This window comes from Nostoc sp. KVJ3 (assembly GCF_026127265.1).
Classification (GTDB): Bacteria; Cyanobacteriota; Cyanobacteriia; order Cyanobacteriales; family Nostocaceae; genus Nostoc.
The window spans coordinates 131595-146730 of sequence record NZ_WWFG01000001.1 but is presented as its reverse complement, the minus strand read 5'-3'; the positions used below and the strand labels follow the sequence as shown (position 1 = coordinate 146730).

The following is a 15136-nucleotide window of genomic DNA, read 5'->3' as shown; positions in this document are numbered from 1 at the left end:
GAATTCCTAATTTTTCCCATCTGGACGCTGAATAATTGTCTCCACTACCCGCCGCTTGGCCTTTGGATCTATACCTACTAAGCGCACATACTCACCGCTATATTCTGCCAGAGTTGCTTCCAAATTTGATATTGCATCAGACTCGGCATCAATGTGGCTATGAACACAAGTTTGCCAAGAACCCGTGCGAAAGCGGCGCTCATCGACGTGTTCAATGCTAATTTTGTAACCTTGAGACAATAATTGCCTAATTTGAGCTTGTGTATTTAAGGTCAAATGGCTACTCGATGCTTCCTGTTTCTGAAATCCATTAGTTTTTGCTTCTTGAGTTGCACCATTGCTTGACGGCTGATTAATTGGTGTCGCAGTAGGTGCAGATTGAGAATTTCTACCCCGATTGAGGCGATTGTAATCATCAACTAAATGGGAATTTTCCACCCGTTTTTGTTCACCAACAAGGAAGTTACCAGACTCGATTAAGTGAGACAACCTGAAATCTGGCTTTTTAAATTCTGGTGGCCCTTCAAGGCTGTTAACCACACTCAACGATACCTGCTCAAAGCCTACTTTATGGATGTAGTTGCGGATTTGTTCGTCATAAATGCGCGATCGCAAAGCGCTAAAAAAGTCAATGGACTGATTGATAAAAGTATGAACTAGCTGCTCAACTTCCTTGTGTGACAGTCCATCTGCTTCAAAAATCCCCTTGACAATTCCCACTTTGTCATCTCTGTCTGGTTCCCAGTAGAATTTCTCCATCCGTCCATCCCGAATTAATGGTGCATAAAGGGTGGAAAAATCATTACCTGTAACAATAATCGGCACACGATGTAAAGGCGTAGAATCATAGCTTCCAGGCAACTGCACATCTGTGGGATTATCAGCAATATTCATCAGCGTGGCATTCACCAACTGCGTATTTACAGTATATTGAGTGCCTTCATCAAAGCGTCCAGCACCCGCATCTAAATCGTTAATCATCAGTACGCACATTTTGCCACGTACCTTGATGAGTTCTGCTGTCTCCCGATAGCGCAACCGAATCAACCGGGCTGGATCTCCCGCATCAGGACTTTCCAATTCGCCGCCAGAGACATGAGTCACTTCGATACCCATTTTCTCGAAGACTAATTGACATTGAAATGTTTTACCTTCTCCTTTGCGTCCGTGAATACCTAAAATCACGGGGACTCGCACGCCAGGAAGTTTCAAGAAATTTTTAGTGATGTGGACAGCCAGTTTGTCCAGAAAACGAGGAGCGATGTAGTAACCCATAAAATTATCTTTGCCTAGCACTGCTTAAAGTAATGTTAAGTTTTTTTGGTGATGACTGTTTATTTATCTTTTAGTAGAAAAGGAGCGCTACTTACCACAAACGCTCAATTGCATATGCATCAAAAATTTTATCAGCACTCAGTATAAGTATATTTTCAACTACCGACTGTGCAATTAAAATTCGGTCAAATGGGTCGCGGTGATTTAGAGGTAGTGTAGCAACAAAAGCAACGTGCTATTACAGCTATTTTTAGGTAAATAGACCATGCGGCAAGGGCACAGCATTGCTGTGCCCTTACAAAAGATGTGGTTCAAATACATGAAAACTGCTGTAATCAAATAGGTTACTACTACCCGTCGGTCTCTTTATATACTTTACAATGTTATGTATTGATATGACGATTACGCTATTGTTTGGTAAAAATATTAAAAGGTTGAGATTATCTCAAGTCTTGTCTCAAGATGCTTTAGCTGAAAAAGCTGGACTTCACCGTACTTATATAGGTGCGGTAGAGCGCGGTGAGCGAAATATAACGCTTATTAATGCCGAAAAAATTGCAAATGCTTTAGGTATAAGTTTGGTAGATTGCCTTAAAGAATTAGAAGAGGATACTGAAGATTAATGGACTCGGACTTACAAAATATACTGACGAAAATATTATGTAAATACCAAAAATCATTTAGCGATAAGGTTTATGGTGATGAAAATGATGAGTACGATATTTTAATGAATATATTCTCACTCACACCAGAAACCAAGAGGGAAAATGCACAATATTGGGGACGAGAGTTAGGAATGTGTTGGCAGTCAATTGTTATTGAAATGTGTAAATACAATTGTCTAGATTTTAAGCCAGCTTTACGAATTAATGACGATGAGCCATGCGATTTAAGAGTTGGTAACTATGCTATTGATACTAAGTATAGACTAGGTTCTGGTGATTCGGGAACGCTCAAAAAATTTAGAGCGAATGGTAATTTACTCATCGAAAGGGGATATACTCCAACACTTGTAATATTAAGAAATGATAATTTACGTGCGGCAATTAATGCGTGTGTAGGTGGAAATTGGCAAGTTTTAAGAGGACAAGAAAGTATGGATTTTATACACCAAATTTCCGGCATTGATATCAAGGCTTTTCTAGAAAATAATGCGGGAAAATATACAGTTGGACGCAATTCAATTTGATGCTTTTAAAGATTTTATTTAGAATCAATATTTTTGTAGGACTACGATTGTATCATGCTTGATAGTTCCAGCCCAATTAACATTTCTAGGAATATTCAACTTCCGATTTTTTAATAAAAGGTGAAATCTGAAAACTTCTTTAAAACCGATAGTAGCAGCAAACTCGCTTAGGGAATCAGCAACAGGAATATCAACTCCACAAATTCTACTAACATCACCAACAGCAAAGCAGTAATGACCACCAGCTTTTAATTTATAATAACAACTATAAAAATGTTGCTTCATATCCATAAAATACTTATATACTACCCTCGCTCTTAACTGATTTTGTCCTTTACTAGCTTGATATTTTTCTCCAGTAAATATCTCTGCAATTAAATTATCAAGATACTTATAACCTGTTTGTCCTAAGTGTTTATAGTCTGAGCTAGAAATTCTTTCAGTCCCAATCTCCTTGGAATATAAATCCAATCTCTCCTGATTATTCTTCACAAAATCTAGCCAATGTAGCTCAAATTTAGAAGCCCAAACATAATCAATTGCATTAATATAAGGAGGGGATGTCACAACAGCATCACATAACCAATCGCCATCTAAATTACGTGCATCTTGTGACGATACTTCCCTAACATAAGAATTATCCCAATCTAACTTATACCATTCTGCAAGGGCTTCTATAATTTTATCGATATAATATTTAAAATATTTAAAAACATCTGCACGAGTTCTTGTAGGTATTTCTTTAACGCTAGAACGACGAGCAGCCAATATCATGCCATCATTCATATCAGAGCATTTTCTAACAGTTGATGCAAAAGCAAGTAGTAAAATAGATTGGTAAGCTGGTTTTGATGAAAATATTCTGTCTTTTATAATTTCTAAACCTTCTTGGACTGGTTTTTGAAACCAAAAGTCTTTATTACTAAAATCAACGCTGTTGATCGCAGTCTTATCAATATTTGTATCTTCAACTATTTTGTAGGATTCTTCTAAGATATCAGTTAGTGGTAGACGAGTAGTTTTGACTCTACAAATTAACTGACTAAGAGGGTTGTTATCTAACCAAACAACATTTCTCTCCAGTTTTAAAGCCTCAATAATGCTAGTTCCTGAACCTGCAAACGGTTCTAAGATAACTTCACCTTTAGATGTATATTTTTGCAAAAACCAATATGGTATTTCAGGAATCGTTTTTGCAGGTTGAAAGCCAAGGGAGTACACCTTTAAAGGTGAAAGTCTATCAAGAGAAATATATGCCCCATTTGGTAAATCAACTGGGATAGTATTCTTGACATCCATATAGGATATAGAGTTTTCTAAGCTACTATTTACAGCAGAGGATATTTCCAATGGGTTATTGTCACTAAAAATTGATAGCTGATTATGGTTCATATATTATTATTTTAATATAATTGCTACTTATAGTATCCAAGGATTGCTTTTAAGTCAAGTTTCATACTGCATTCAAAGAGTAGTTTATTGTATAATCACCACCTTTAGCTTTGTGTGTACTACTCAATCGATACATTTCAGTTAAGCATTTTTTCCTTCTCTCTGTGTCCTCTGCGTTACCCTGCGGGAAGCCGCTCCGCGTCTACGTAAAAAACGTGACTTTTACAAAGAGTTTTAGCCTTAACTGAACCGTCTTGCTACTCAACCTGCAATTCCATTCTCGAACAAAAATTTAAAACAAACATTTAGCTAACCTTTACATCAAAAAAAAGAGAGATAGACAACTCTATCTCTCTTTTGAATTCATGAAATTACTATTAGCTAATCAGCTTTTAGTATCTGTTGGTGCTGGGTTTGTGAACAAGAAAGCTGAGAATTTGGCACTGCTTGATGTTGTCAAAACCTACAACCCGAATATAGCTGGTGTTGAATTGAGAACGACATGCTTGAACTTCGCTCAATACTTCTTGAGTAGATTTAGCACCGAACAAAGGCAACTTCCACATTGTCCAATATAATTCTGTTGGTACAGAAGTTTCGTTAAACTCGATCGCTGGAATATAACCTTGATTCAAAATGTACTGAATCTGCTTAGCAATTTGAGCATCAGTCAGGGGGGGAGATAAGAAAGGGTTTCGTAACGACGCTCTTTTGGTAAAGTTTGCATAGCTTATGATAATGGGTTGCGATTTTTTAGTACTAGGTTGACCGAACTAATTGGATAAATTATCCAAATTCGGATCTGAAGTTATTTGCTGTTCTGGTTGCAGACTGGGGTTAGACCTGTCTATTCGTGTGATGCGTTCTAAATGCTGGCGACGCTGTTCCATGTTGGCTTGCAGAATGCCAGTGCGAACCATTTCCGGTAAAAATTCGGCAATTTCTTCGGCAATGTGTTCTCTGACAGTCATGATTCGCAAAGCCAAATCTGGTTTTTCTCGGAGTAGTTGCTCAATATATGATTCACCATCCTGAATTTTGCCGGATGAAAAGTTATGCAACCAAAGTTCTAAAGGAGGATTCGTTTCGCCTAGCTGTGCCAACACTGTCCTTAGAGCCTGATAAGTCAGGTAACTTTGGATAGTTTTGGCTGTGTCCTTCGCAATTTGCTTAAGATTCATGCTTGACCCCAGCCGTCAACTGTTATGAGTTATAAATTATGAGTTATGAGTTATGAATTAATGTAACTCTTAACTCCTAACTTCTAACTCTTAACTTTTGATCAGACGGTATCCATTGCTTCAAACTCGAACTTGATTTCTTTCCACAGTTCGCAAGCAACAGCTAGTTCAGGAGACCACTTGGCAGCTTCGCGGATGATATCGTTACCTTCACGAGCCAAGTTACGACCTTCGTTACGAGCTTGAACAACGGCTTCCAAGGCGACGCGGTTAGCGGTTGCACCAGGAGCATTACCCCAAGGATGTCCCAGAGTACCACCACCGAATTGTAGTACGGAGTCATCACCAAATATTTCTACCAGCGCGGGCATGTGCCATACGTGGATACCACCAGAAGCAACTGCCATTACACCAGGTAGAGAAGCCCAGTCTTGGGTAAAGTAAATACCACGAGACTTGTCTTGCTCAATGTAGTTTTCACGCAACAGGTCAACGAAGCCCATTGTAATGCCGCGCTCACCTTCCAATTTACCAACTACGGTGCCGGTGTGGATGTGATCGCCACCAGACAAACGTAGGGCTTTAGCTAATACACGGAAGTGGATACCGTGGTTCTTTTGACGGTCAATTACAGCGTGCATAGCCCGGTGAATGTGCAGCAAGATACCGTTATCGCGGCACCAACGAGCTAAGGTAGTGTTGGCGGTGAAACCTGCGGTGAGGTAGTCGTGCATGATGATGGGCTGTTTGAGTTCTTTAGCGAACTCGGCCCGTTGCAACATTTGTTCACAGGTGGGAGCGGTGACGTTGAGGTAGTGACCTTTGATTTCGCCGGTTTCAGCCTGGGCTTTGGTGATAGCTTCAGCAACGAACAAGAAGCGATCGCGCCATCTTTGGAATGGTGCGGAGTTGATGTTTTCGTCGTCTTTGGTGAAGTCCAAACCACCGCGTAAGCACTCGTATACAGCGCGTCCGTAGTTCTTAGCGGAAAGACCTAATTTAGGCTTAATGGTACAACCCAGTAAAGGACGACCGTATTTGTTTAACTTGTCGCGCTCAACTTGGATACCGTGAGGAGGCCCTTGGAAGGTCTTGATATAAGCTACTGGAAAGCGGATGTCTTCTAGACGGAGTGCGCGCAGAGCTTTGAAACCAAATACGTTACCCACAATTGAGGTCAATACGTTGGTTACAGAACCTTCTTCAAACAAGTCTAGAGGATAGGCAACGTAGCAGATGTACTGGTTGTCTTCGCCGGGAACTGGTTCGATATCATAACAACGACCTTTGTAGCGATCGAGGTCGGTGAGCAAGTCTGTCCACACAGTTGTCCAAGTACCTGTGGAAGACTCAGCCGCTACAGCCGCACCTGCTTCTTCGGGAGGAACACCAGGCTGGGGTGTCATGCGGAACGCAGCTAGAAGATCGGTATCTTTTGGTGTGTAATCGGGTGTGTAATAAGTTAGTCTGTAATCTTTAACCCCGGCTTGATACCCAGACTTGCTCTGAGTCTTCGTTTGAGCGTAAGACATATTTTATCCTTCCCTGAAATCACTCTTGTTAATTATCAAATCACGTTTTGGGCAACTTTCCCTCACCCGGTTCTTTCCCCACTTGAGCAGGGAGAAGATCGGGAAAATTTTTTGTTAAGGGTTGTCTTTGGCAAAAGTTAGCAGTTTTTTTGCGGCGGACACTTTGGTAGCGGTGGTAGCCCTCCTCACCAGTGTTATCCCCATCTAGGGGTACACGACCTAGTGCTTCTACTGTCCCCTCTTGCTACGAATCAAAATTCTTTTTTACCTCTTCTTAGCACCCAACTAAACCTTCTCAATTTCACCAAAACTTCCGCTTTTCACGGGTAGCATTTAGATAATTTCCCTACAAATCGGCGCATTCAGGGGATTGGGCTGGCTGGCACACATTCCCGCCTCTATACTCCTTATATCTTCTCTGTTGATGGAAAAGATACCATAAAAGAATTTACTTGACAGAGATTTAGCAGAGTGGTGAGCAAAAGATAAAAAATTGCACGCCACGTAAATTTGTAACTTGTTTCACAATATATCAAGAATTCGATAAGTTATTCTTTGAAAGTTTTTAACTTATCTATTTAATTTTGTTATTACATAAAGATTTAAACTTTTTGTTACAAATGCTTTACAAAGTGTCATTAATGGCGGGTGGGGAATTGGGCATTAGACATGGGAGATCGGGAGAAGAGAGCAGAGAGAGGGGAGAATTCCTGACTCAGTACTCTCACTTATGCTCAATACCTCTCTACGAGAGGCTGTGCCAACGGCTTCTCGTAGAGACGCTACACGAACGCCCAATGCCCTAATCTCCAATCCCCAATCCCAATGTTTAAAAAATCTCAGCTAGGGGAACACTGAAATTAACCCAAAGCCAGTTTAGATAACGGCTATGGGTAGTGTCTCCAGAGGAAACGTCACCGTGATATTATTTTACAAGCGTGCTAGTTTTTTAATTACTTCTATCTTGCTGGGGTTGATAGCTGTGCCAAGTATAGGATTGGCACAAAAAACCCCTGACATCAAATCATCCGATCTGACTCCTACTTACCCAGCTTCTGCACCGCCGCCGCGAGTAGAACCCTTACCCGATGAGCGGGGAGTGCAAGAAAATTCGCCAGAAACGGATTATCGTGTTGGTAATTTACTGGCAGATGTTACAGGCAATCTTTGGGTAGGTTCTTGGCGGGGACTATCGCGGATTGATCCTAAAACTGGCAAGATTATTTCTCGTGTAAGTTTACCGAATGTGGCGATTGGTGCTTTAGCTCAAGACAAAGTAGGACGCTTGTGGGTGGGAAGTTATGAGGGACTTTTCCGAGTTGACCCCCGCACTAGTGAAATTACCGCGCAGAATTTATTTTTGCCTTCTAAACGGGTTTTGTCACTGTTACTTGACAAACGGGGTTATTTGTGGACTGGAACCGATAGCGGTTTAGCCTTAATTAGTCCCGACCAAGGCTTGATTATGACAACAGTAAAAAATCTGCCTGGTGTCAGTGCCAACACCCTAACTTTAGATGCTGAAGGTCAATTGTGGGTTGGTACTCTTGATGGGTTGGTGCGGGTAAATACCGCTAGTGCTGGGATTATGAAGCGGATTGCAGATTTACCAGGAACGACTGTCCAAGCTTTAGCTATCAGTCCAGAAGGATTAATTTGGGCGGGAATGCCAAATAATTTGCTAGTTATTAACCCAAAAACTGGTGCAGTGTTGCGATCTGTGACTCGTTTGCGTGGGCGTGACGTGAAGGCGGTACGTTTTGCTAAAGATGGTAGTGTCTGGGTTGGAACTAGCAATGGTTTGTTACGATTAAATCCAAATACGGGCGCTGTGTTAGATGCAGAAGTTGCTGGACTTCCTTCTAGTCGGGTTCTTACCCTTGCACCTGATATCGCTAATAAATTATGGATTGGCACTAGTGAAGGTCTAGCTTGGCTAATGCCTAAAACGAACAGTGCAAAAACCCATATTGCTTTCAGTCGCGCCGTGAAATGACAAGTTAAGAGTTAGGAGTTAGGAGTTATGAATTAAATTAAACTCTCAACTATTGACTCCTATCTTCACTGCTAACTCCTAACTTCTATCTTCACTTCTAACTCTTAACTCCTAACTCAGCACTCACAAAATGGCAATCACTACCCAGCAATTAATTCAATGGAAACAACAGGGACGTTCAATTGTGGCGTTGACCGCTTGGGATTACGCGATCGCTCAACTCATCGATGCAGCTGGTGTAGACTTAATCCTTGTGGGTGACTCTATGGCAGTAGTTTTAGGGTATGAAACAACACTGCCGATAACTTTGGATGAGATGATATACCACGCCAAATCTGTGCGCCGTGGGGTTAAACGGGCATTAGTAGTTGTAGATTTACCATTTTTGACGTATCAAGAAAGTCTCCAACAGGCAATGCATTCAGCTGGGCGGATATTGAAGGAAACCGGCGCTCAAGCGGTAAAATTAGAAGGTGGTTATCCAGCGATCGCAGAAACTATTACTCGTTTGGTAGAAGCTGGAATCCCGGTAATGGGTCATGTAGGTTTGACACCACAATCGGTACATCAACTGGGTTTACGGCAACAAGGGAAAACCCAAGAAGCGAGTGAGAGAATTTTACTTGAAGCGATCGCTCTCGAACAAGCAGGTGTATTCTCTCTAGTTTTAGAGCATATCCCCGCAGATTTGGCAATGCAGATTACACAAAAACTCACGATTCCGACAATTGGTATCGGTGCAGGAACTCACTGTGATGGACAGGTTTTAGTTACCTCAGATGTAATCGGACTTGCCGAGAAGCATCCACCATTTGCCAAGGTTTACACCAACTTGCGAGAAACGATTACCAAGGCTGTGCAAGATTATGCCGTGGAAGTGCGCGATCGGAAATTTCCATAGTTTGTGGCAAATTGTGTGCAGTCGCAAAACAACAGAGCAAAGATTGTGATCTTCAATTCATTGACTTGGGAATAATACTAGTGTCATCAGCTTTTATAAACCAATGCTCAATTTAATGTTTGCTTTTGGATACTCTAGCCTTGGTTATATACTTTATAATTCTGGCGACTATCAAGGAGCCATTGAAAATTATACTCAGGCAATTTTACAAAATTCAGAGGATTTGACATCATATCTTAGTCGTGGTGTAGCTCGTTCACTGACAAAGGATTATCAAAATGCAATTGAAGATTTTAATGAAACAATCCGACTGAATCCTCAATATGCTCAGGCTTATGCTGAACGTGGTGTTGCTCGTGCAGCAATAGGCGATAATCAAAATGCAATTGAAGATTGTCATCGTGCAATTCAATTAGAGCCGCAATATGTACGAGCCTATTTTGGACGAGGTGCAGCTTGTTTTTACTCTGGTAACTATCAAGGTGCTATAGAAGACTTCAGTCTAATAGCTAGTATGGAACGTTCTGCTATTTCTTACTACAATCTGGGTATTCTGCAATATTCTCAAGGTATTAATAGCCAAGCCATTAAGCACTTAACCAAGGCTCTTTATGTAGATCCAAATTTAATAGCTGCTTATTATGTGCGGGGTAATGCGTGTTATGAGTTAGGAGATGAGCAAGGTGCATTTGCAGATTTCACTGAAGCAAACCACATTGAAGAAGTAGGTGCAGGTGAAATATATTCTGAGGATGAATTTGCTTTCTACGCAAGGGGTTTGGCTCGCTATCGCTTAGGTAATCGGGAAGAAGCGATCGCTGATCTCCAAGAATCAGCCCAAATTGCTTTAAAGCATCAAAACACAAGATTTCACCAAAAGGCGATCGACTTGATGTCCGAAATTCAGTCGTAAGTAAGTCGGCAACTATAAATCATTATGGTTTATAGTTGCATCGGTCTTCGCTAAAGCGCAACTACGATATAATTCCAGAGATTTTACAAGTTAGCCGGTAGGCGTAAAAAGCAGTAAATTTGCAACTGCCACAAAAACAATTACTAGAATTAATAGAGACAATCCTAGTTTATAAATTGCCTAACATAAGTCGAGAGGAGATAGAGGCGATGTTTGGATTAAGTGAGTTAAAGCAAACACGGGTTTATCAAGACGGCAAAGAAGAAGGTCGTTTTGAGGCAAAGTTAGAAGCTGTACCTAAATTGCTAGCACTGGGTTTAAGTGTGGAACAGATCGCACAGGCGTTAGATTTGGATGTTGAACAAGTCCAGCAAGCAGTACAGCAAACGCCTCTAGATGAATAAGTTCAGACAAGCGATGTCTGCCGACAAGCCACTTTGTGTCTCGCTATCTAAACTAGAAATATCAGCTAAAAACCCCATATTTTGAGGTGCAGCAATGGTACAACAAGTCACACCAGAAACCACAATCGAAGTCATCTACCCAGAAAGCGACGGACAGCCAATGGCTGATAATACAGAACAATTTGCATGGATTGTCAAAATTAAAGAAAATTTAGAAATCCTATTTCCATCGCCAGCTGATGTATTTATTGCCGGAGATTTGTTTTGGTATCCAGTTCAAGGAAACCCCAATATTAAACAAGCGCCAGATACGATGGTAGTTTTTGGCAGACCAAAAGGAAAACGGAGTTCCTATTTACAGTGGAATGAAGAGAATATACCGCCACAGGTAGTATTTGAAATTCTCTCACCAGGTAACACCCTCAAAGAAATGACCAAAAAATTGCAGTTTTATCAGCGTTATGGTGTGGAAGAATATTATATTTACGATCCCGATAAGAATGATTTAAATGGCTTACTCCATTCTGAGGATAGTTTTGAAGTTATCGAAGAGATGAATGGCTGGGTAAGTCCGCGTTTGGGAATCCGCTTTACATTAACACTGGATACTTTGGAAATTGTTTCTTCCACCGGACAAAAGTTTTTAAGCCCCGGAGAAATTGACCAGTTACGGGAACAAGAACGCCAACGTGCAGAACAGGAACGTCAAGCAAAGGAAGCGGCTTTACAAGAATTAGAAGCGGCTTCACAAGCAAAGGAAGCGGCTTTACAAGAATTAGAAGAAGAGCGCGATCGCTATCAAGAATTGCTAGCTAAACTCAAAGAAAAAGGAATTGATACAGATAATTTGTAAATGCTGCTGTTGGATTTACAGAAGTAGTCATAAATTAGCCTTTTTTTATTTAATTTTACTTCTGTGATACTTATTGATATAGAAACTAAAAATTTAACTATGGAACAACAACCGATACAAGTAATTGGAGGTGGACTAGCTGGAACTGAAGCAGCTTGGCAAATAGCCCAAGCTGGAGTACCAGTAATTCTCCATGAAATGCGGCCAAAACGTTTTAGCCCTGCTCATCATACAGAACATTTGGCAGAATTAGTGTGTAGTAATTCCTTTGGAGCAATGGCAAGCGATCGCGCAACGGGATTATTGCACGAAGAATTACGCCAATTTGGTTCTATTGTCATTTCCAAAGCTGATGAACACGCCGTACCTGCTGGTGGCGCGCTAGCAGTAGACAGGGGAAAGTTTGGCCAAGATTTGACTGAAACCTTAGCACATCATCCTTTAATTGAATTTCGTCGGGGTGAAGTATCTGCCATTCCTGAAGGAATTGTGGTTTTGGCAACTGGGCCTTTAACCAGTCCCGACTTAGCCGAAGATTTGCAGCGCTTTACGGGGATGGAATACCTGAGCTTTTTTGATGCCGCGAGTCCGATAATTGTGGGAGAATCGATTAACCGTGACATTGCTTTTATGGCATCACGTTATGACAAAGGTGAAGCTGCTTATCTCAACTGCCCAATGAATAAAGAGCAGTATTTGCACTTTAGAGAAGAACTATGTATTGCTGAACAAACAGAACTCAAGGGTTTTGAACGGGAAACGGCGAAATTTTTTGAAGCTTGTTTACCTATTGAAGAACTAGCACAGCGTGGCGAAGATACCATGCGTTACGGCCCCTTAAAACCAGTAGGATTGTCAGATACTCGCACCGGGGAACGTCCTTATGCTGTGGTGCAGTTGCGCCAAGAAGATAAAGCCGGTCAACTATGGAACATGGTAGGATTCCAAACTAATCTACGTTGGGGTGAACAAAAACGCATATTTCAGCTAATTCCCAGTTTGGAAAAGGCAGAGTTTGTACGGTTGGGAGTGATGCACCGCAATACTTTTCTTAATGCACCTCAGCTAATGCATCCAACTCTGCAATTTAAAGAGCGTCCGACATTGTTAGCTGCGGGACAGTTGATTGGTACTGAAGGCTACACTGCTGCTGCTGCGGGTGGCTGCTTGGCGGGAATTAATGCCGCGCGGCTAGCTTTGGGTAAAGAAACTTTGGTTTTACCAGCAACAACAATGATGGGTGCGTTATTGGAATTTATTAGTTCCGCTTCGCCGAAGCATTTTCAACCAATGCCACCCAACTTTGGGATTTTTCCCGATTTGGGAATGAAAATCAAAAGTAAACCAGAGCGTTACGGACGTTACCGCGATCGCTCTTTAACCGATCTAACAAACTGGAAAGCTAATCAGAATTAATGGGAATTGGGCATTGGGAATTGGGAATTGGGCATTGGGAATTGGGCATTGGGCATTTGTCATTTGTTAGTTATTCTTTGCTCCCTGCTCCCTGCCCCTCTGCCCCCTGCCCCCTGCTCCCTGCTCCCCTGCCTCTTTTCCCCCACTCCCTATTTAATAAAACTTCAAATAGGTTTATTATCCTTTAAAATCTGTTGCAGAAATTTAGGTAAGATATATGGCTGATATTGTCGATATTGCTGTTACATCTGAATCTTTCAAAACACTAGTAGCGGCTGTACAAGCTGCTGGTTTAGTAGAAACATTAAAAAGTCCTGGCCCGTTCACTGTCTTTGCACCAAATGACGATGCTTTTGCTAAATTACCACCGGGAACTATCCAAACTCTGTTACAGAATATTCCCCAGCTAACGCGGATTTTAAAGTATCATGTCGTTCCAGGAAAGCTACTACAGGCTGATTTAGCAGAACTTGGCACGGTTAATTCTGTGGAAGGTTCATCAATTAAAATTCATTCTTCAGATAGTTTTGAAGTTAAAAATGCCACAGTTTTAGCAGCAGATATCGAAGCTGATAATGGTGTGGTACACGTTATCGATACCGTGATTTTACCGGGTTAATTCAGCTAGGGTGGGCCTTTTCCACCCTACTAATCCAAAATCTTTATAATTAACTAACTATTGAGTAGTATCAAAACGCAACTCAATAGTTTAATTTATGTTATATTTGGCAGTGTGATTACTCACTCATCTGTTAATGTAAATTTAGTTATTTTAAAATAAATTAAGTTCCTAAAAAGCTAACATCTATCCCGAAAAATTAATGCTCGATTTTAACACCTTAGTAGAGTTCTCTCGTGGTAACTGCATAGGTATTTGTGCGTTTCTCGTACCAGCAAACTTGATTGTTACAATTCTAACGATGAGCCTAGTAGCCTTACGTCGCCCATCGTATCAAGTGTGGCAATCTGCTGGAATTGCCGGCTTTTTCGCTTCTATAATGATTCTGCACGTATATACCTGGTTCATGATTGGCGTGGTGATGGCTCCTACTTATATCTTGCTGTGGCTAGCAATCACTTGTTTGGTGACTAATTTGGGAGCAATTCTTTTTCAAAGACACTATACTAATAGCCCTAGTCTTTCCAACAACGCCTGAAATCTAGACTTCTCCATTCATGCTCAAGGATGGCATATAGCCAAGAGTCTCGCCATTCTCCCTTAATCCAATGGTGTTCTCGCAAATATCCTTCCTGTTGCATTCCGATTTTTTGCATAACTCTTGTTGAAGCAATGTTTTTTGGGTGACAAGTTGCAAAGATGCGATGTAAATCTAACTCCTGAAAACCAAATGATACAATCGCTTTTACAGCTTCAGTTGCATATCCCTGTCCCCAAAATTGCTTAGTAAAGCAGTATCCAATAGAGCCTGTTTTGTTAGCAGCATCCTGAATGGATATACGAGAGATACCAATTAATTCCTTTTGGGCTTTTAAAGTCACCGCCAAGGCAAAATGCTGACGGGGTTCTTCGCGTTGTAATGAAATCTCTCTTTGCAAAAAATCCCTGGTATCTTCTTCACTATTAGGGCCAAAATTCAAATAACGCACAACTTCACGATCGCTAGCGTATTGATGAACTGCTAGCCAATCTGATTCTATAAAGTCCCGTAGTATGAGACGTGGGGTTTCTAGTGGTAGATTCATTTGGGAAATTCTGCACGTAACTGATTGACAACCCGATCTAGTCCCACAGAATGGGCGGCTTTGAATAATAAATAATCGCCTGTTTATACAAATATCTTCAACCTAGCTACTAACTTGGCATGAGTTGCAAAGCATTCCGATGAGATACCTTCGGCACTAATACCGTTTTACCCCCTGATGTGAAGGGGGGACTTATTATGTGCATCTTCATAAAAAACTGGTATAAGAGCGATCGCTTCGGCATCTTGTCCACCCACCAAATTGCTGTAAATTATCGATTGCTGAAACGTTTATACAGGAAAGTTTCAATCGTATCTGTCAATTCCCAAACGGACAAAACAATTCAAAGGCTGTATTCCTTATTAAACAAGCATAAAAAA

14 protein-coding genes and 4 pseudogenes are annotated in these 15136 nt (G+C 41.1%); 10 read left to right on the top strand and 8 right to left on the bottom strand.

Annotated elements, in window-relative coordinates:
• Nucleotides 1-6: 6 nt before the first annotated feature.
• Nucleotides 7-1275: a ribulose bisphosphate carboxylase small subunit gene (locus GTQ43_RS00600; protein ID WP_265269778.1), complete on the bottom strand. Its 1269-nt coding sequence runs from the start codon at nt 1273-1275 to the stop codon at nt 7-9.
• Between the two features lie 91 nt (nt 1276-1366).
• Nucleotides 1367-1495 (bottom strand): annotated as a pseudogene (locus GTQ43_RS00595) (type II toxin-antitoxin system VapC family toxin); the annotation flags it as partial.
• Between the two features lie 175 nt (nt 1496-1670).
• Here GTQ43_RS00595 and GTQ43_RS00590 point away from each other — a divergent pair.
• Together GTQ43_RS00590 and GTQ43_RS00585 are read left to right on the top strand one after the other, a co-directional pair.
• Entirely contained in the window at nt 1671-1898 is a 228-nt protein-coding gene (locus tag GTQ43_RS00590; protein WP_265269776.1) for a helix-turn-helix domain-containing protein, read from the top strand.
• On the top strand, nt 1898-2464 hold the full coding sequence (locus tag GTQ43_RS00585) for a restriction endonuclease (protein ID WP_265269774.1): 567 nt from the start codon (nt 1898-1900) through the stop codon (nt 2462-2464). Before GTQ43_RS00590 ends, GTQ43_RS00585 begins: the two co-directional genes overlap by 1 nt.
• Before the next feature lie 24 nt (nt 2465-2488).
• On the opposite strand, the gene GTQ43_RS00580 is transcribed toward GTQ43_RS00585, so the two are convergent.
• From GTQ43_RS00580 to GTQ43_RS00565, 4 genes and pseudogenes are all read right to left on the bottom strand, one after another.
• Nucleotides 2489-3856, bottom strand: a complete 1368-nt coding sequence (locus GTQ43_RS00580) for a site-specific DNA-methyltransferase (RefSeq protein WP_265269772.1) — start codon at nt 3854-3856, stop codon at nt 2489-2491.
• A gap of 392 nt (nt 3857-4248) precedes the next feature.
• Nucleotides 4249-4583 (bottom strand): annotated as a pseudogene (locus tag GTQ43_RS00575) (ribulose bisphosphate carboxylase small subunit).
• A gap of 46 nt (nt 4584-4629) precedes the next feature.
• Nucleotides 4630-5037, bottom strand: coding sequence for a RuBisCO chaperone RbcX (rcbX, locus tag GTQ43_RS00570; RefSeq protein WP_265269770.1), 408 nt, complete (start codon nt 5035-5037; stop codon nt 4630-4632).
• A 101-nt stretch (nt 5038-5138) separates the two neighbouring features.
• The gene (locus tag GTQ43_RS00565) at nt 5139-6569 is read right to left on the bottom strand and encodes a form I ribulose bisphosphate carboxylase large subunit (protein WP_265269768.1); all 1431 of its coding nucleotides are present in this window, start codon (nt 6567-6569) and stop codon (nt 5139-5141) included.
• An 889-nt stretch (nt 6570-7458) separates the two neighbouring features.
• On the opposite strand from GTQ43_RS00565, the gene GTQ43_RS00560 reads away from it, so the two are divergent.
• The 8 genes and pseudogenes from GTQ43_RS00560 to GTQ43_RS00525 all read left to right on the top strand — a co-directional run bounded on the left by GTQ43_RS00560 (nt 7459) and on the right by GTQ43_RS00525 (nt 14209).
• A complete protein-coding gene (locus GTQ43_RS00560; RefSeq protein ID WP_265269766.1) occupies nt 7459-8565 on the top strand; it encodes a two-component regulator propeller domain-containing protein in 1107 nt (368 codons plus the stop codon).
• A gap of 130 nt (nt 8566-8695) precedes the next feature.
• Nucleotides 8696-9466, top strand: coding sequence for a 3-methyl-2-oxobutanoate hydroxymethyltransferase (panB, locus tag GTQ43_RS00555; RefSeq protein ID WP_265269764.1), 771 nt, complete (start codon nt 8696-8698; stop codon nt 9464-9466).
• 115 nt (nt 9467-9581) lie between these two features.
• Complete coding sequence (locus tag GTQ43_RS00550; protein WP_265269762.1) at nt 9582-10379, top strand: tetratricopeptide repeat protein; 798 nt, start codon at nt 9582-9584, stop codon at nt 10377-10379.
• Nucleotides 10380-10486: 107 nt separating this feature from the next.
• Nucleotides 10487-10783 (top strand): annotated as a pseudogene (locus GTQ43_RS00545) (DUF2887 domain-containing protein); the annotation flags it as partial.
• A 94-nt stretch (nt 10784-10877) separates the two neighbouring features.
• On the top strand, nt 10878-11636 hold the full coding sequence (locus GTQ43_RS00540) for a Uma2 family endonuclease (RefSeq protein ID WP_265269761.1): 759 nt from the start codon (nt 10878-10880) through the stop codon (nt 11634-11636).
• Nucleotides 11637-11735: 99 nt separating this feature from the next.
• Nucleotides 11736-13052 (top strand): FADH(2)-oxidizing methylenetetrahydrofolate--tRNA-(uracil(54)-C(5))-methyltransferase TrmFO, encoded by a 1317-nt coding sequence (trmFO, locus tag GTQ43_RS00535; protein WP_265269759.1) that lies wholly within the window; start codon nt 11736-11738, stop codon nt 13050-13052.
• Between the two features lie 217 nt (nt 13053-13269).
• Nucleotides 13270-13671, top strand: coding sequence for a fasciclin domain-containing protein (locus tag GTQ43_RS00530; RefSeq protein ID WP_265269757.1), 402 nt, complete (start codon nt 13270-13272; stop codon nt 13669-13671).
• Between the two features lie 202 nt (nt 13672-13873).
• Nucleotides 13874-14209 carry a hypothetical protein gene (locus tag GTQ43_RS00525; protein WP_265269755.1) on the top strand — a complete coding sequence of 112 codons (336 nt, stop codon included), beginning with the start codon at nt 13874-13876 and terminating at the stop codon, nt 14207-14209.
• On the opposite strand, the gene GTQ43_RS00520 is transcribed toward GTQ43_RS00525, so the two are convergent.
• Nucleotides 14187-14756 (bottom strand): GNAT family N-acetyltransferase, encoded by a 570-nt coding sequence (locus tag GTQ43_RS00520; RefSeq protein WP_265269753.1) that lies wholly within the window; start codon nt 14754-14756, stop codon nt 14187-14189. The genes GTQ43_RS00525 and GTQ43_RS00520 overlap by 23 nt on opposite strands.
• Nucleotides 14753-14914, bottom strand: a pseudogene (locus GTQ43_RS00515) (UDP-N-acetylmuramoyl-tripeptide--D-alanyl-D-alanine ligase); the annotation flags it as partial. The pseudogene GTQ43_RS00515 and the gene GTQ43_RS00520, both read right to left, overlap by 4 nt.
• Nucleotides 14915-15136: the final 222 nt, after the last annotated feature.